The organism is Bosea sp. NBC_00550 (genome assembly GCF_026020075.1).
Lineage (GTDB): Bacteria > Pseudomonadota > Alphaproteobacteria > Rhizobiales > Beijerinckiaceae > Allobosea.
Genome location: NZ_CP102772.1, coordinates 1,217,727 through 1,235,094, shown reverse-complemented (window position 1 = coordinate 1,235,094; position 17,368 = coordinate 1,217,727). Strand labels below are relative to the sequence as shown.

Annotated in this window: 10 protein-coding genes and 1 pseudogene; 5 read left to right on the top strand and 6 right to left on the bottom strand. The window is 66.7% G+C overall.

The genetic code is table 11. The features are described from left to right. Window positions 1-43: 43 nt before the first annotated feature. The 3 genes from NWE53_RS05780 to NWE53_RS05770 all read right to left on the bottom strand — a co-directional run bounded on the left by NWE53_RS05780 (window position 44) and on the right by NWE53_RS05770 (window position 5,302). Window positions 44-994, bottom strand: coding sequence for an IS110 family RNA-guided transposase (locus tag NWE53_RS05780; RefSeq protein ID WP_265050007.1), 951 nt, complete (start codon window positions 992-994; stop codon window positions 44-46). Window positions 995-1,335: 341 nt separating this feature from the next. Beyond that, window positions 1,336-4,884: a transcription-repair coupling factor gene (gene mfd, locus NWE53_RS05775; RefSeq protein ID WP_265053410.1), complete on the bottom strand. Its 3,549-nt coding sequence runs from the start codon at window positions 4,882-4,884 to the stop codon at window positions 1,336-1,338. Between the two features lie 121 nt (window positions 4,885-5,005). After that, a complete protein-coding gene (locus NWE53_RS05770) occupies window positions 5,006-5,302 on the bottom strand; it encodes an FAD assembly factor SdhE (RefSeq protein ID WP_265053409.1) in 297 nt (98 codons plus the stop codon). Between the two features lie 172 nt (window positions 5,303-5,474). Here NWE53_RS05770 and recG point away from each other — a divergent pair, with 172 nt between their 5' ends. Beyond that, the gene (recG, locus tag NWE53_RS05765) at window positions 5,475-7,577 is read left to right on the top strand and encodes an ATP-dependent DNA helicase RecG (protein ID WP_265053408.1); all 2,103 of its coding nucleotides are present in this window, start codon (window positions 5,475-5,477) and stop codon (window positions 7,575-7,577) included. Between the two features lie 88 nt (window positions 7,578-7,665). Then, window positions 7,666-8,504: pseudogene (locus tag NWE53_RS05760) on the top strand (AraC family transcriptional regulator). 6 nt (window positions 8,505-8,510) lie between these two features. Here the strand turns inward: NWE53_RS05760 and NWE53_RS05755 are convergent. Then, window positions 8,511-9,242, bottom strand: coding sequence for a DUF502 domain-containing protein (locus NWE53_RS05755; protein WP_265053407.1), 732 nt, complete (start codon window positions 9,240-9,242; stop codon window positions 8,511-8,513). 126 nt (window positions 9,243-9,368) lie between these two features. Between NWE53_RS05755 and NWE53_RS05750 the strand changes: the two genes are divergently transcribed. Continuing rightward, complete coding sequence (locus NWE53_RS05750; protein ID WP_442864975.1) at window positions 9,369-9,755, top strand: YbaN family protein; 387 nt, start codon at window positions 9,369-9,371, stop codon at window positions 9,753-9,755. A 153-nt stretch (window positions 9,756-9,908) separates the two neighbouring features. On the opposite strand, the gene glmS is transcribed toward NWE53_RS05750, so the two are convergent. Together glmS and glmU are read right to left on the bottom strand one after the other, a co-directional pair. Then, on the bottom strand, window positions 9,909-11,735 hold the full coding sequence (gene glmS / locus NWE53_RS05745; protein WP_265053406.1) for a glutamine--fructose-6-phosphate transaminase (isomerizing): 1,827 nt from the start codon (window positions 11,733-11,735) through the stop codon (window positions 9,909-9,911). A gap of 122 nt (window positions 11,736-11,857) precedes the next feature. Then, a complete protein-coding gene (gene glmU, locus NWE53_RS05740; RefSeq protein ID WP_320109579.1) occupies window positions 11,858-13,225 on the bottom strand; it encodes a bifunctional UDP-N-acetylglucosamine diphosphorylase/glucosamine-1-phosphate N-acetyltransferase GlmU in 1,368 nt (455 codons plus the stop codon). 313 nt (window positions 13,226-13,538) lie between these two features. On the opposite strand from glmU, the gene NWE53_RS05735 reads away from it, so the two are divergent. After that, window positions 13,539-15,098, top strand: a complete 1,560-nt coding sequence (locus NWE53_RS05735; protein ID WP_265053404.1) for an OpgD/OpgG family glucan biosynthesis protein — start codon at window positions 13,539-13,541, stop codon at window positions 15,096-15,098. Then, a complete protein-coding gene (gene mdoH, locus NWE53_RS05730) occupies window positions 15,086-17,269 on the top strand; it encodes a glucans biosynthesis glucosyltransferase MdoH (RefSeq protein ID WP_442864974.1) in 2,184 nt (727 codons plus the stop codon). Before NWE53_RS05735 ends, mdoH begins: the two co-directional genes overlap by 13 nt. Window positions 17,270-17,368: the final 99 nt, after the last annotated feature.

Below are 17,368 nucleotides of genomic sequence, written 5' to 3'. Positions count from 1 at the left end.
AGGGCGCGAGATGCCGTGAAACCGGCCTTTTCGCAGCCCGTCATCAACTCAGTTTGTTTTGGTCTCTGACGCGGGCATTTGCGATGACGATGATGCGTCGCATGATTGCGGTGAGAGCGACGATTGGCTTTTTTCCGTTTGCGATGAGGCGTGTGTAGGCGTCGCGCATGGCGGGGTCGTGCCTTGCGGCGGCCATTGCGGGCATGAACAGGGCGGCCTTGATTTCGGCCCTGCCGCCTCTGGTTGGGCGGTAGGCGTCTCGACTGCCGCTCTGGTTTGGATGAGGAGCCAGGCCTGCGAGTGCGGCGGCCTGGCGCCGGCTGATGCGTCCGAGCTCGGGCATGAGTGCGATGAGGGTGGCGGCGGTGGTCGTTCCGATGCCGCGGATGGAGCGCAAGGCCTGCTCGCTTCTGTCGGTGCGGGCGATGGTGCGCAGGGTCTCGGCGATGGTTTGCGCCAGGGCGGCGATCTGGGCTTTGAGGCAGTCGTGCAGGGCCTGGAGCGGGGCTTTGACCGGTTCGATGCCGGGAGCGTTGAGCCGGTTGGTGCAGGCCGTTCTCTGGGCGACGAGATCGGCTCTGGTCCGCACCAGGACCTGGAGGCGCTCGCGTGCCGGGGCGGGCGCCTGCCAGCGGATCAGCCGAGCGTGGCGCTCGGCGCCGTAGCGGGCAAGCGCCCTGGCATCGAGCGCATCGCTCTTCCCGAGCGTCCCATAGGAGCGGATGAAGGCCTTGACCTTGCGGGCATCGGCGCGATGGGCCGGGCAGCCGGCTGAGACGAGCGCCGCCAGCAGGGCGTCCTCATAGCCGCCCGTCGCCTCGCAGACGACGAGGCAGTCCGGGCCGAGCCCGGCTGCGAAGGCTGCCAGGGCCGAAGCCTCGTTAGGGAGACTGCCGAGGGTGTCGCCGCGGCTGTCGAAGACGACGATCCCGGCCTTGCCGACATCACAGCCGAGGAAACGGGAGGGTTCAGGGACCGTGGTGCAAACCGGCATCGGGAGCTATCCTCGAAGGGCTTGTGATTGTCTGCGGGCGTTCGGCTCATGCGAAGAGGCCCTGGCAACTCACCAAGCGTGACAAGGGAAGCGACCCGCAACCTCGATGACGACGGGCGAAAGCCCTGGCTCGGGACGGTCGACGAGTCGCGTCTGGTCCGGCCGGCCAGCCGGACCAGACATCCCGCTCACGCGGAACAAAACCTCAATACCCCATCACAAACAGACAATGCTCGGGCTTGACCCGAGCATCTCAGGACGAGAACGCGCCCTTTCCTGCATGAGATTCTCGGGTCTTCGCTTCGCTCTGCCCGAGAATGACGGCTCCATGAAGCGCCCGCTCAGGCCGCCTTCTTCCTCTCCGCGATCCGCGCCAGATCCGTCAGCAACCGCCGCGTTGCCTTCAGGCGCTGCTCGACACTGTCGAAATCGTCGATGAAGACGACGCGCATGTCGGGGCGCACCTTCGCCAGCGTGCCGATCTTCGCGACATAGGAGACCAGCCCTTCCGGATTGGCGAACTCGTTGTCGCGGAAGGCGACGATGATGCCCTTCGGCCCGGCCTCGACCTTCTCCACATTGGCGCGCTTGCAGAGCGCCTTGATCGCGACGATCTCCAGAAGCTGATTGACCTCCTCCGGCAGCGGGCCGAAGCGGTCCACCAGCTCGGCGCCGAAGGATTGCAGCTCGGCATCGTCGTCCATGGTCGAGAGGCGCTTGTAGAGGGACAGCCGGAGCGAGAGATCGCCGACATAGTGCTCGGGGATCATCACGGGCGCGCCGACCTGGATCGATGGCGACCATTGCGCTTCGGTCTCGAACTCGATGCCGGCCTTGAGCGCCGCCACCGCTTCCTCGAGCATCTGCTGGTAGAGTTCGTAGCCGACTTCCTTGATATGGCCTGACTGCTCGTCGCCGAGCAGGTTGCCGGCGCCTCTGATGTCGAGGTCGTGGCTGGCGAGTTGGAAGCCGGCGCCGAGCGTGTCGAGCGACTGCAGCACCTTGAGGCGCTTCTCGGCCTGCTCGGTCAGCTTCCGGTTGGCCGGCACGGTGAAGAGCGCATAGGCGCGCGTCTTCGAACGGCCGACGCGCCCGCGCAGCTGATAGAGCTGGGCGAGGCCGAACATGTCGGCGCGATGCACGATCAGCGTGTTAGCGGTCGGGATGTCCAGCCCGGATTCGACGATCGTGGTCGAGAGCAGGATATCGTACTGGCCGTCATAGAAGGCGGTCATCACATCTTCCAGCGTGCCTGCCGCCATCTGGCCATGGGCGATGCCGACCTTGGCCTCGGGCACCTGCTTGTCGAGGAAGTCCTTGACCTCGGCGATGTCCTCGATGCGCGGTACGACATAGAAGGAGCGCCCTCCCCGGTAACGCTCGCGCAGCAGCGCCTCGCGCACGATCAGCGGATCGAACGGCGTGACGAAGGTGCGCACCGCGAGGCGGTCGACCGGCGGGGTCGCGATGATCGAGAGCTCACGCACACCGGTCATGGCGAGCTGGAGCGTGCGCGGGATCGGCGTGGCCGAGAGGGTGAGCATATGCACCTCGGCTCGCAGCTCCTTCAGCTTCTCCTTGTGGGCGACGCCGAAATGCTGCTCCTCGTCGACGATGACGAGGCCGAGATCCTTGAAGTCGACGCCCTTGCCGAGCAATGCGTGGGTCCCGACGACGATGTCCATCGTGCCGTCCTTCGCACCCTGCTTCACCGCCTTGAGATCGGCGCTGCCGACGAAGCGCGAGGCCTGCCCGACATTGACAGGTAAGCCGGCAAAGCGATCCGCGAAATTACGGTAGTGCTGGCGGGCGAGCAGCGTCGTCGGTACCACGACCGCGACCTGCTTGCCGTTCAAGGCGGCGGCGAAGGCGGCGCGCAATGCGACCTCGGTCTTGCCGAAACCGACATCGCCGCAGACGAGCCGGTCCATCGGCCGGCCGGCGCCGAGATCGTCGAGCACGGCATCGATGGTGTTCTGCTGGTCTTCCGTCTCCTCATAGGGGAAGCGGGCAATGAACTCGTCGTAGACGCCGGCCGGCGGGACGAGGCGCGGCGCATCCTTGAGCGCGCGCGCCGCTGCGATCTGGATGAGCTTGCTCGCCATCTCGCGGATGCGCTGCTTGAGCTTGGCCTTGCGTGCCTGCCAGCCGCCGCCGCCGAGCCGGTCCAGCTGGACCTCGGTATCTTCCGAGCCATAGCGCGACAGAAGCTCGATATTCTCAACCGGCAGAAACAGCTTGGAATCGCCGGCATAATGGACTTCGAGGCAGTCATGCGGCGCGCCGGCGGCCGTGATCGATTGCAGGCCGATGAAACGGCCGATGCCGTGATCGACATGAACGACGAGGTCGCCCGGCGCGAGCGAGGAGAGCTCCGCGATGAAGTCCTGCGGGCGCTTGGTCTTGCGGCGCGGACGCACCAGGCGGTCGCCGAGGATGTCCTGCTCGCCGATGACCGCGAGGCGTCCGGCCTCGAAGCCGGTCTCGAAACCCCAGACCGCGAGCGCGACCGTACCGGGCTTGAGATCGAAGGCCGCGCGCAGAGAGCCCGTCATCTGGACGCTCTTCAGTCCATGGTCCTCGAGCACATGGGCAAGTCGCTCGCGCGAACCCTCCGACCAGGCGGCGAGGATGACGCGCTTGCCGTCGGCTTCGAGGGCCTTCACATGCGCGACGGCGGCCTCGAAGACGCTGCCGGAATCGCCTGCTCGCTCCGCCGCAAAGCTGCGGCCCTGCTTACCGCCGAGATCGAGGATCAGCTTGCCCTCGCTGTCCGGTAGCTGAAACGGCGTCATGCTGGCGACGCCGGATGTGTCCATCACCGCGCGCCAGTCGGCCGTCGAGAGATAGAGCGCGTCCGGCGGCAATGGCTTGTAGGGAATGCCGCCGCCCGCGCCCTGCTCCAGCGCGGCCTTGCGGGCATCGTAATAGTCCTTGATCAGGCTGATCCGCTCGCCAACCGCGTCTTCCGCCTGATGGTCGAGGACCAGCGGCACGTCGGGCAGATAGGTGAAGAGCGTGTCGAGCTTTTCCGCCAGCAGCGGCAGCCAATGCTCCAGGCCGGCCGGGCGGCGGCCTTCGCTCACGGCCTCATAGAGCGTGTCGTCGCGGCCGGGCGTGCCGAAAGTCGAGATGTAGGACTGGCGGAAGCGACGGATGCTCTCGCTGGTCATCTGCGCCTCGGACATCGGCACGAGGTCGAGCCCGCGCAACTGCCCGGTGGTGCGCTGCGTCTCCGGATCGAAGGTGCGGATCGATTCCAGCGTGTCGCCGAAGAAATCAAGCCGGATCGGCGCGGGCATGCCCGGCGGGAACAGGTCGACGATGCCGCCGCGCACGGCGAATTCGCCGGTCTCGCGCACGGTCGAGGTGCGCATGTAGCCGTTGATGTCGAGCCAGCGCGCCAGCTGCTCGATATCGACCACGTTGCCGGGCGCTGCCGAGAAACTCTCGGAGGCCACCTTGCTGAATGCGGGCACGCGCTGGAGCGCGGCATTGACTGTGGTCAGCAGCAGGCGCGGCCTGTCGCCCGACTTGGTCTTGGCGAGGCGCGACAGTGTCGTCATCCGGTGCGCCACGATGGCGGGCGCGGGCGAGACGCGGTCATAGGGCTGGCAGTCCCAGGCCGGGAAGCTCATCACTTCCAGGTCCGGCGCGACGAATTGCAGCGCGTTTTCCAGCACCTGCAGGCGCTGGCCGTCGCGGGCGACGAAGACGAGCAGCGCCGCCCCTTCGGCCTTCTTGGCGCGGGCGCGGGTGAGGTCGGCGAGGACGACGGCGTCGAATCCGTCCGGCACGCCGGCAAGCGTCGGCTTGTCGCCGCGGTTCAGCGCATCGAGCAGACGGTCGAGCTGCGGTTTGGCGATCTGGCTCGGAGGAGGAATGCTCATCGGACGGGTATCGTTCTACCAAAAGGCTTCATTCTCGGGCTTGACCCGAGAATCTCGGGACGAGCGGGTTCCGATTCAGAGATGGCCGGGTCGAGCCCGGCCATGACGGCTGTCAGGCCGGTCAGACATGAATCGGCTTGTCGTGATGGTGGAAAGCCTTGAGCTTCCGGAACAGTTCCGTGTCGTAGTTCTCGGGCACTGCGGCTTCCCCGGTCACCCAGCTCAGCAGGTCGCGATCCAGAACCTCGATCAGCCGCTCGAACTCGTCGAGCTCGGCATCATCAAAGCCGGCGATCGCGTCGTCGGCGAAGCGGCCCATGATCAAATCCATTTCGCGCATGCCGCGATGCCAGGCGCGGAAGAGGATCTTGCGGCGGCGCGGGTCGAGATCGGCGCTGGAGCGGGTCGAGCCGGACATGAAGAACCTCGGCAAGAAAATATCAGGTCCGAAAACCTGGGGGATGGCGCAATGACGAACGGGCCGGCCCCGTCGCGGAGCCTGCCTGAGCAGGCTATATAGCGACGCAGCCCGGCGAAGTCAGCGGTCAAGCCGCCGCGATCTTCGCGCTCCTGACAATTGCCGAGACCACTTGCGCCCCTCGATCCTCGACCCGCTCTTCGCACTGGCCACGACGCTTCCCGGCGTCGGGCCGAAGCTCGGCAAGGTTCTCGACCGCTTCCTCGGCGACGAGATGCAGCCGGCGCGCGTCGTCGACCTGCTGTTCCATCTGCCGAGCGGCGCCATCGACCGGCGCCCGAGCCCGACCATCGCGGATGCGCCGATCGGCGACGTCGCGACCTTCACCGCCCGCGTCAGCGAACATCGCGCCGGCCCGCCCGGCAAGGGCAAGGCGCCCTATCGCGTGATCGTCGAGGATGAGACCGGCGACGTCACGCTCGTCTTCTTCCATGCCGATTCCAGGCATCTCGCCCAGAACCTGCCGGTCGGCGCCTTCCGCATCATTTCCGGCAAGCTGGAGCTTTGGGAAGGGATGCGCCAGATGGTGCATCCCGAGCGCATCCTCGACCCCCAGCTCGCATCCACCCTGCCGGCCTTCGAGCCGGTCTATCCGCTGACCGAAGGCATCGGCCAGCGCATGATGATGAGGACGGCGCAAGCGGCGGCCGATCGCTGCCCGGAGATGCCGGAATGGCAGGACCCGGCCTTTCTGGCCAAGAGCGACTTTCCAACCTTCCATGCGGCGATCGAGGCGCTGCATCACCCGGTCGACCGCAAGGCGGCCGAGGGCGACACCGTCGCGCGCCGGCGCATCGGCTATGACGAATTGCTGGCGAGCCAGATCGCCCTCGCTCTCGTTCGCCGCCAGCAGAAGAAGATCGCCGGGCGCGCCACCAGCGGCGATGGCGGGGTGCGCTTCCGCATCCAATCCGCCCTGCCCTTCGAACTTACCGAGGGCCAGCGCAAGGCGATCGCCGATATCCATGCCGACATGGCCAAGCCCGAGCGCATGCTCAGGCTGCTGCAGGGCGATGTCGGCTCGGGGAAGACGGTGGTGGCCCTGATGGCGATGGCTGCCGCTGCCGAGGCCGGCCGGCAATCCGTGCTGATGGCGCCGACCGAAATCCTGGCGCGCCAGCATGCCGAGCGGTTGGCGCCGCTGGCCGAGAAGGCCGGGCTGAAGCTCGCTTTGCTGACCGGACGCGAGAAGGGCGCCGGACGACGACAGGTGCTCGAAGGGCTGGCGGATGGCAGCATCGACATCGCGGTCGGCACTCACGCGCTGTTCCAGGAGGGCGTCGGCTTCCACGATCTGGCGCTCGCCGTCGTCGACGAGCAGCATCGCTTCGGCGTACACCAGCGCCTGCTTCTCGGCTCCAAGGGCGAGGCCGTGGACGTGCTGGTGATGACGGCGACACCGATCCCGCGCACGCTGGCGCTGACCTGGTTCGGCGACATGGATGTCTCGATCCTGTCGGAGAAGCCGGCGGGGCGGAAGCCGATCGTGACCCGCGCCATCTCCTCCGAGCGCTATGACGAGGTCGTCGGCGCCATCGGCCGGGCGGTGGAGACCAGCCAGCAGGTCTATTGGGTTTGCCCGCTGGTGCAGGAATCCGACACGTTGGACGTCGCTGCCGCGCAGGAGCGCTACGAGACGCTGCGCGAGATCTTCGGCGACAAGGTGGGGCTGCTGCATGGCCAGATGCCCGGACGCGAGAAGGATGCGGCCATGGCCGCCTTCGTCACCGGCCAGACCCGCATTCTCGTCGCAACCACGGTGATCGAGGTCGGGGTCGACGTGCCCAACGCCAGCGTCATGGTGATCGAGCATGCCGAGCGCTTCGGCCTTGCCCAGCTCCATCAGCTGCGCGGACGGATCGGGCGCGGCTCGGCGGCGTCGACCTGCCTGCTGCTCTACAAGGGTCCGCTCGGGCCGGTCGCCGAGGCGCGGCTCACCATCATGCGCGAGACCGAGGACGGCTTTCGCATCGCGGAAGAGGATCTGCGGCTGCGCGGCGAAGGCGAGGTACTCGGCACCAAGCAATCGGGCTCGCCGGACTGGCGCATCGCGCGCCCGGAAACCGACGGCGACCTGCTGGCGGCGGCGCGCGACGATGCGCGTCTCATGATCGAGCGCGACCCGCATCTGGAGACGCCGCGTGGCCAGGCGATGCGCATCCTGCTCTATCTGTTCGAGCGGGATGTTGCGATCCGGCTGCTGCGGGCGGGCTAGAGCCTTCGCGCTGCGGTCGCAGCAAGCGCGATCAAGCGGCCGCCGGAACGATCGGTCACGGTGCCGCCCGTGCCTTCGTGAGGAGACCATGGACCCTGTCGCCAAAGCCGTCTGGTGCGTCGAAAGCCGCTTCGCTTCGGGAATCTCGCTCGACGAGATCGCCGAAGTCGGCGGGGTCTCGCGCTTCCATCTCTGCAGGGCCTTCGGGGTCGCGACCGGTCGATCGGTGATGCGCTATGTGCGCGAGCGCCGGCTGACCGAAGCGGCCCGCAAGCTGGCAGACGGCGCGCCGGATATCCTCTCGTCGCGCTCGACTGGGGCTACGGCTCGCACGAGGCATTCACCCGCGCCTTCCGCGATCAGTTCGGCATCACGCCGGAGCAATTGCGCGACAGGGGCGATCTCGAAGGCCTGAATCTCGTGGAGCCGATCCTGATGACCAGCATGCCCACTCTCCCCCTCGCACCGCCGCGTTTCGTCGAAGGCAAGAGCCTTCTCGTCGCCGGTCTCGGCGGCCATTTCACTTACGAGACGAGCACTGCCGGCATTCCCTCGCTCTGGCAGCGTTTCGCCCCGCATATCGGGCATGTGCCCGGACAGGCCGGCGGAATGACGAGCTACGGCGTCTGCGTGAACGCCGATGACAACGGCGCCTTCGACTATATCGCCGGCGTGGAGGTCAAAGGCTTCGACGGCCTGTCCGACGATTTCGCGCGGGTGCGGATTCCGGCCCAGAGCTACGCGGTCTTCACCCATCGCGAGCATATCAGCGCGATCAAGGCGAGCTTCGACACGATCTTCCGGGATTGGCTGCCGAAATCCGGCCACAGCCTGACGGAAGGCCCCTGCTACGAGCTCTATGACGAGCGCTTCGATCCGCAGAGCGGCAATGGCGAGGTCGAAATCTGGATTCCGGTCAAATCCTGAGCCTTCTCAGGCGACAGGGGCCGGCAGCTCGGTCCCGGACTTCGGCTTGCCGTTCTGCTCGCCGGGCTGGATCAGCCCGGCCGACATGATGAGCTTGGCGCCGTCCTCGACCGAGATCGACAGTTCGACGACCTCGCGACGCGGCAGATAGAAGAAGAAGCCTGTGGTCGGGTTCGGCGTGCAGGGCAGGAAGACGCCGATCTGCTGGTCGCCCGGTTCCTGGCCATCCGGCAGGCGCCCGGCGATCTCGGGCGCCGCTTCCTGCGCGATGAAGACGATCGACCACATGCCCGGCTGCGGGAACTGCACCATGCCGACCTTGCGGAACGACGTTCCCGATTGCGAGAAGATCGTCTCGAAGACCTGCTTCACACCCTTGTAGAGGCTGCGCACCACCGGCATCCGGTCGAGGATCGCCTCGCCGGCGCGGAGCAGCGACCGGCCGACGAGGTTGGCTGTCAGGAAGCCCAGCAGCGTCAACCCGATCAGCGCGATAATGAGGCCGAAGCCGGGTATCGGATAAGGCAGATAGGAATCGGGCAGATAGGAATTCGGGATGAGCGGCTTCACCAGCCCGTCGATGAAGTTGATGAACCACCAGGTCACAGATGCCGTGATGGCGAGCGGCGCCGCGATGACGAGCCCGGTCAGGAAGTAGCGACGCAAGCGCGCGCCCCAGGTCGGGCGCAGGATTTCCGTCGGAAGGACGAGGCGGGGATCGGGCGGGCCGGCAGTCATTCGTCTCCCCACGTCACCGGTGTGCCTGCCCACCCGCTTGCGGGCGCAGTCTCGCACCGCGATATGACAAGATAGGCGAGGCTGCGGCATTCGCCAGCCCCGATAGATGCAAGCAAGGACGAGGCCGTGGATAAGGACGATCCGGCGCGACGCCGCTGGCACCGGCCGCTTATGTTCGCGGCGGGCTGGGTCTTCACGGCGCTCGGCATCGTCGGCCTCATCCTGCCGCTGATGCCGGGCACGGTGTTCCTGATTCTCGCTGCCTGGTGCTTCTCGCGCTCCTCGCCGCGCTTCGAGGCCTGGCTCGTCGGACATCCGCGGCTCGGCCCGCATGTGCGGCGCTGGCGCGAGACCGGCGCCATCGCGCGGCGGGCGAAATACCTTGCCTGCGGCTCGATGGTGCTGAGCTTCGGCCTGCTGACGCGGACGAGCGCGCCGCCGATCGCGCTGGTGACCACGGCGCTCTGCCTGATCAGCGCGGGCGCCTATGTGGCGAGCCGGCCGGAAGCCTGACAGCCCGCGTCATGCTCGGGCTTGACCCGAGCATCTTCCGAGGAAGGGGTTCCAGAGCCTATTCCTGCCCGAGACTGGCTGGTCTGCCTCCTTGGGCCGATCAAAGATCGGAGCCGAGGGCTCCACCCGAGAATGACGGCAAGCCCGCCGACCTCACTCGACGGTGACGGATTTCGCCAGGTTGCGCGGCTGGTCCACGTCCTTGCCCATGAAAACCGCCGTCTGATAGGCGATCATCTGGATCGGCAGGGCATAGACGATCGGCGCGAAGGTCGGGTCCATATCCGGCATGATGATCGTCGCTTCGGGCTCGATGCCGCATTCGGCGGCACCCTTGGCGTCGGTGATCAGGATGATGCGGCCGCCGCGCGCCGCGACCTCCTGCATGTTCGAGGCGGTCTTCTCGAAGAGCGAATCGTAAGGCGCGACGACGATGACCGGCATGTCCTCGTCGATCAGGGCGATCGGGCCATGCTTCAGCTCGCCCGCCGGATAACCTTCGGCGTGGATGTAGCTGATTTCCTTGAGCTTCAGTGCCCCTTCCAGCGCCAGCGGGTAACTGGTGCCGCGGCCGAGATAAAGCACGTCCTTCGCCCGGGAGAGCTTGTGCGAGAGCTGCTCGATCTGCGGCTCCAGCTCGAGCGCCTTGGCGATCAGGCCGGGGAGCGCGATCAGGCTCTCGACATGGCGCGCTTCATCCGCGGCCGACAGCGTGCCGCGCCCGCGCGCCGCGGCCAGCGCCAGACAGGCGAGCGTGGTGAGCTGGCAAGTGAAGGCCTTGGTCGAGGCGACGCCGATCTCAGGGCCGGCGAGCGTCGGCGCGACAGCGTCGCTCTCGCGGGCGATGGTCGAGGTCGGCACGTTCACCACCGAGAGGACGGTCTGCTTCTCCTGCTTCGCGTAGCGCAGGCAAGCGAGCGTGTCGGCGGTTTCGCCCGATTGGGAGACGAACAGCGCGAGCCCGTCCGCCGGCAGCGGCGCCTCGCGATAGCGGAACTCGGAGGCGACATCGATCTCGACCGGCAGGCGGGCAAGCTTCTCGAACCAGTACTTCGCGGTCAGCCCGGCATAATAGGCCGTGCCGCAAGCGGAGACCGACAGCCGCGACAGCTTCTTCCAGTCGATCTTGTCCTGGAACGGCAGGCGCACGGTCCCGTTCGCCATGTCGAGGTATTGGGTCAGCGTATGGCCGACGACCTCGGGCTGCTCGTAGATCTCCTTGGCCATGAAATGGCGGTGATTGCCCTTCTCGACCAGAAAAGCACCCGTCGCGACGCGCTGGGCGCGGCGTTCGACGAGCGCATTGCTCTTGTCGTAGAAAGTCGCGCCCCTGCGATTGAGGACGACCCAGTCACCCTCCTCCAGATAGGCGATGAGGTTGGTGAATGGCGCGAGCGCCAGCGCGTCCGAGCCGAGATACATCTCGCCGTCGCCGACGCCGACCGCCAGGGGCGAGCCCTTGCGAGCGCCGATCAGCAGGTCTTCCTCGCCCTGGAACAGGAAGGCGAGCGCGAAGGCGCCATGCAGGCGCGGCAGACTCGCCGCCACGGCTTCGACCGGCGTCTTGCCGTGGTCGAGCTCTCGGGTGACGAGATGGGCGACGATCTCGGTGTCGGTTTCAGTCGCGAAGACGTAGCCGTCGGCCTGCAGCTCGGTTCGCAGCTCGCGGAAGTTCTCGATGATGCCGTTATGGACGACCGCGAGCTTCTCGGTGGCATGCGGATGGGCATTGGTCTCGTTGGGCTTGCCATGGGTCGCCCAGCGGGTGTGGCCGATACCAATGAGGCCCTCGAGCGGCTCGTTCGAGAGGCGGATCTCGAGGTTCTTGAGCTTGCCCTCGGCCCGGCGGCGGGTCAGCCTTCCCGCTTCCAGCGTTGCGACGCCGGCGGAGTCGTAGCCACGATATTCCAGCCGCCGCAGCGCCTCGACGACCTGCGTCGCGACTGCTTCCTTGCCGAGAATCCCGACGATGCCGCACATGGGGCGAACCTCTCAAGCCATTGCCGTTGGCGAAAGCGCATAGCCGCGAAAAGCGCGCCTGCCCAATCAATCTACATGACGAACTGTGAACGGCGGATTGCCCGATCCACCGCAATTCCGGTCTATTCGGCTGCCTTCTTGGCCGCTTTCCGGGCTGCCGCTTCCTTCCGGAAGATCTTGGCCCAGCCCTCCTTCTCGACCTGCCGGCTACGGCCGATGGCGAGCGCATCGGGCGCGACGTCGCTGGTGATGACCGAGCCGGAGCCGATATAGGCGCCGTCGCCGATCGTCACCGGCGCGACCAGGGACGAGTTCGATCCGACGAAGGCATTGGCACCGATCGTCGTCTTCGATTTGACGAAGCCATCGTAGTTGCAGGTGATGGTGCCGGCACCGATATTGGCCGCCGCGCCCACGCTGGCATCGCCGATATAGGTCAGGTGGTTGACCTTGGCGCCGGGCCCGATATCGGCGGCCTTCACCTCGACGAAATTGCCCACCCGGGACTTCTCGCTGAGCACCGTGCCCGGCCGCAGGCGTGCATAGGGACCGACGCTGGCGGCCGGGCCGACCTCGGCGCCTTCCAGGTGTGAAAAGGCGTGGATCACCGCGCCATCGGCAACGCGAACGCCCGGGCCGAAGACGACGTTGGGCTCGATCGTCACGTCGCGGCCGATCTCGGTGTCGAAGCTGAAGAAGACGGTTTCGGGCGCGATCAGCGTCGCGCCTTCGAGCATCACGGCGTGCCGCTTGCGCCGCTGGAATTCGGCTTCCGCGCCAGCGAGTTGCGCACGGTCGTTGACGCCCTGGACCTCGCTCTCCGGCGCCTTCAGCACGACGGCTTCCAACCCGTGCGATCGTGCGACCGCGACGGCGTCGGTCAGATAGAACTCGCGCTGGGCGTTGTCGTCGCCGATCGCTTCGAGAATCGCCAGCGCATGTTCGCCGGCGAGCGCCATCAGGCCGGCATTGCAGAGCTTGATTTGGCGCTGCTCCGGCGTCGTGTCCTTATGCTCGACGATCGCTTCGAGCTTGCCGTCGTGCTCGACGAGCCGGCCATAGCCGGCCGGGTCCTGCGCCTCGAAGCCGAGAACGGCGACGGCTGCTCCCCCGGCCAGCGCGCCGCGCAGCGCCGCGAAGGTTTCCGGCCGGACGAGCGGGGTATCGGCGAAAGCGACCAGGATATGATCGTGCCCGGCCTTCAAAGCGTCCTTTGCCGCAAGCACCGCATGGGCCGTTCCGCGCCGCTCATGCTGCGTCGCTATCCGTGCCGACGGCAGGAGCTTGAGCGTCTGCTCTCCGACCTCGGGGCGTTCCGAGGAGATCACGACTGCAACTGCGTCGGCGCCGGCCCGCGCGACCGAGGACAGGACATGGCCAAGGAGAGAGCGGCCGGCAACGGGATGAAGCACCTTCGGCAGCAGCGATTTCATGCGGGTGCCCTCGCCGGCGGCCAGAACGATCGCAAGGCAGGAGCAAGCCGGCTGCATTTCGGTCATCTTTGTCGTTTCCCTTGCAGGGCATGATTGGACTGTTGCCCGCTCTTCACGGTCGTTTTTACGCATGCTGGCGTTGCAGGCGCCGTGGATAGCCGATCCGTTTGGCTTTTGCCAAAGTGGAGACGGATCAAAAGAGGCCTTCCGAGAATGATCGTCACCCATCAACTGGACTAAGCCGTTTTCGCAAGCGGCTCCGGCGGGTTCAATCACCACTATTTTCCTGATCGGAAACGCTTTTCAGCCGAGCTGGAAATGCTCTAGAAGCGCGGAGGGCGAAGGGCGTCGCCCGTGCAGTATGGATAAGATGTCGAAACCCTTGAATCGCAGGCAATTTCTGGAAGGTGCCGCCGGCGGCGCAGCCTTGCTGTCCCTTGCCGGCCCCTCTGCGGCGCAGGCGCCCACGGGCGCTGCCGCCTTCAATATTCCCTCCCTCGCCGATGGACAGCGTTTCGACTCTGCGCTGGTCGTCGATGCCGCCCGCGCCCTGTCGCAGCGCCCTCTGATTCCACTGGCCGCAACCGATCTGCCGGAAAACTACGCGAGCCTGCCGGCCGATCAGTATGCCGGCATTCGCATGCGGCCTGAGTCTACGATCTGGGCCGGAGAGAATCGCGGCTTCACGGTCGAGCCGTTGCATCGCGGCTATGTCTTCTCCAATCCCGTCAGCCTGTTCACGATTGAGGACGGCACGGTGCGCAGGGTCGCCTTCGACCGCGCCAGGTTCGATTACGGCCGCGTCGCCCCGCCGGCGGCCAATCTCGATCTGCAGTTCTCCGGGATGCGGATCGCGGCCGGGCTCGAGCGACCGTTCGAGGTCGCGATCTTCCAGGGCGCCACATTCTTCCGTGCCCTGGCGCGAGGCCAGAATTTCGGTGCGATGTCGCGCGCGCTGATTCTGCGCCCCGGCGAGACCCGCGGCGAGGAACTGCCCTTCTTCCGGGCCTTCTGGATCGAGCGTCCGAGTCCTGCCGTCGGCTCGCTCGTCATCCATGGGCTGCTCGATTCGGAGAGCGTCAGCGGTGCGGTGCGGATGACGCTGCGGCCCGGCGACGTGACCTTCATCGATGTCGAGATGACCCTGTTCGCACGCCAGGCGCTGGAGCATGTCGGGTTCGGCTGCACGAGCGCGACCTTCCTCTCCGGTCCGCAGAGCCGGCGCACCTTCGACGATGTGCGGCCCTCAATCGGCGAGGTCTCGGGCGTCCAGATGCTGTCGGGCGGTGGCGAGTGGATCTACCGGCCGGTGAACAACCCCGCGACGCTGCAGGTTTCTTCCTTCGTCGACGAGAATCCGAAGGGTTTCGGCCTGGTGCAGCGCGAGCGCGACCCGGCCGCCTTCCAGGACGACGACCAGCGCTTCGAACTGCGCCCCAGCGTCTGGAACGAGCCGCTCGGGGACTGGGGCGCGGGGTCGGTCCAGCTGATCGAGATCCCCAGCGATTCCGAGCCGAACAAGAACATCATCATGTACTGGCGGCCGAAGCAGCCGCTGGCGGCCGGCAGCGAGACCTCGATCAGCTATCGCCAGGCCTGGTGCTGGCAGCCCCCCGAACGCCCGCCGCTGGCGATCGCGACGCGCACCCGTCAGGGCAAGGGCTCGCAAGGCCGGCGCCGCCGCTTCATCGTCGAGTTCACCGGCGACCGGCTTGCCGACCCGGCGCTGATCGCTTCGACGCGGGCGACAGTCACGGCCCAGCCCGGCGCGGTGCAGGGCGTCCGACTCTGGCCTTATCCGGAGCGCAAGATGATGCGCGTCGGGTTCGAGGTGGACCCCGGCACCGAAACGCTCTCTGAACTCAGGCTCGTCCTGCAATCCGGCGGCCAGCCCGTCTCGGAAACATGGTTGAATCGATGGACGTGGTGACCGCCACCCGCCAGGACACTGCAGAGGTGGAGGCCCGCAGCTTCAACCCAGCTCGGGAGCCTGCGACCCCACCCGAAGAGCGGCTGATCATGCCGTTGCAGTCCTTCAAGAGCTGGAACATGTCGGAGCGGCGCAAGCCCGCGGCGCCCGGCAACTGGAAGACGCCCTGGCTGAAGCGCCTCTTCGTCTTCGGCGGCGGCTTGGCTCTCACCGCCTTCGGCGCCTGGGAGATGTACAACGTCGTGTCGGTCAGCCGCACGACCTCGCTGCAGTATGCCTTGCTCGTGCTGTTCACGATCAACTTCTCGTGGATCGCCCTTGCCTTCACCAGCTCGATCCTCGGCTTCTTCGGCGTTCTGTTCGGCGCCGGCCGCGCGGAGCGGGCGGAAAGCCTGAAGCATCGCACCGTCGTGGTGATGCCGATCTACAACGAGTCGTCGGCGCGAACCTTCGCCGCGGTCGCGGCCATACGCGAGTCGGTCGATGCGACGGGGCTCGGCGATCATTTCGACTATTTCATCGTCTCCGACACCACCAACCCGGATATCTGGGTTGCAGAGGAGCGCGCCTTCCTGGCACTGCGCGAGCGGCTTGGCCCCAATTCGCGGGTCTACTACCGCCACCGACCGAAGAACCACCACCGCAAGGCCGGCAACATCGCCGATTTCGTCACGCGCTGGGGCGGGCATTACGAGCATATGGTCGTGCTCGACGCCGACAGCCTGATGACGGGCACCTGCGTCGTGCGCCTCGCCGCCGCGATGGAGGCCGATCCCGACGCCGGCATCATCCAGTCGCTGCCGCTGATCATCAATCGCAACACCTTCTTCGCACGGCTGCAGCAGTTCGCGGCGCGGGTCTACGGGCCTGTCATAGCGACCGGCCTCGCCATGTGGTCCGGCCGCGACGGCAACTACTGGGGCCACAACGCCATCATCCGGACGCAGGCCTTCGCCGACCATTGCGGCCTGCCCGATCTCAAGGGTAAGCCGCCCTTCGGCGGCCATGTGCTGAGCCACGACTTCGTCGAGGCGGCGCTGATCCGCCGCGCCGGCTGGTCTGTCTACATGCTGCCGGACCTGACGGGTTCATACGAGGAAAGCCCGCCCTCGCTGATCGACGTCTCGGTGCGGGACCGGCGCTGGTGCCAGGGCAATCTCCAGCATTCGCGCGTCATGGGCGCCAAGGGTTTCGTGCTGGCCACGCGCCAGCATTTCGCGACCGGCATCATGGGTTACCTCGCCTCGCCCTTCTGGCTGATGCAGCTGGTGGTCGGCATTCTGATCGTGCTGCAGGTCAACTATGCCCGGCCGGAGTACTTCACCCAGGAGTTTACGCTCTTCCCGGTCTGGCCGCGCTTCGACCCCGAACGCGCCTTGCGCCTGTTCGCGCTGACCATGGCGATCCTGCTGGCGCCGAAGCTGTTCGGCCTGCTGCTGACGCTGTTCAACACCAAGCTCAGGCGCGCCGGCGGCGGCACGATCCGCCTCACCGTCTCGGCGCTGATCGAGGTTTTGTTCTCGGCGTTCTTCGCGCCGATCATGATGCTGATCCAGTCGGGGTCCGTCTTCCAGATCCTGCTCGGCCGCGACACCGGCTGGAACCCGCAGCGGCGCGACGACGGCTCGATTCCGTTCAAGGACATCGTGCGCCGGCACAGGACCCATACGGTCCTGGGGCTCGTGACCGGCCTGTCGGCCTTCCTGATCGCGACATCACTCTTCGCCTGGATGTCTCCCACGATCGTCGGCCTCGTGTTGGCGATCCCGCTGTCATGGGCGTCCGGCCAGCTCGCGATCGGCCTCTGGCTCAAGCGCCACAAGCTCTTGATGACGCCCGAGGAAGGCGCCCCGCCGTCGATCGCCCTGCGCGCCAACGAGCTCCAGGCGGAATTCGAGAAGGCCGGCTATGACGACGCGGACGGGATCAAGGCGCTCCACGGCGATCCCGAACTGCGCCATGCCCATGAGCTGATGCTGCCCTATGGCCAATCCCGCCGGCGCGGCGAGATCGAGCCGGACCGCGCGGTCGCCCAGGCCAAGCTGGTCGATGCCGAGACGATCGACGATGCCGCGATCTGGCTGAAGCCGAAGGAGCGCATGGTCGTGCTGCACGACCGGGCGCTGATCGGCCTGCTGGCCTCCCTGCCGCCGGTCGAGGCGCAGGGCTGACGCCGGCCGGTTTTACGCGGAACCACGCCGTCATCCCGGGCCTGACCCGGAATCCATCGTCGAGTGCCGGAGCCCTGGGATGGATGCAGGATCGGCGCT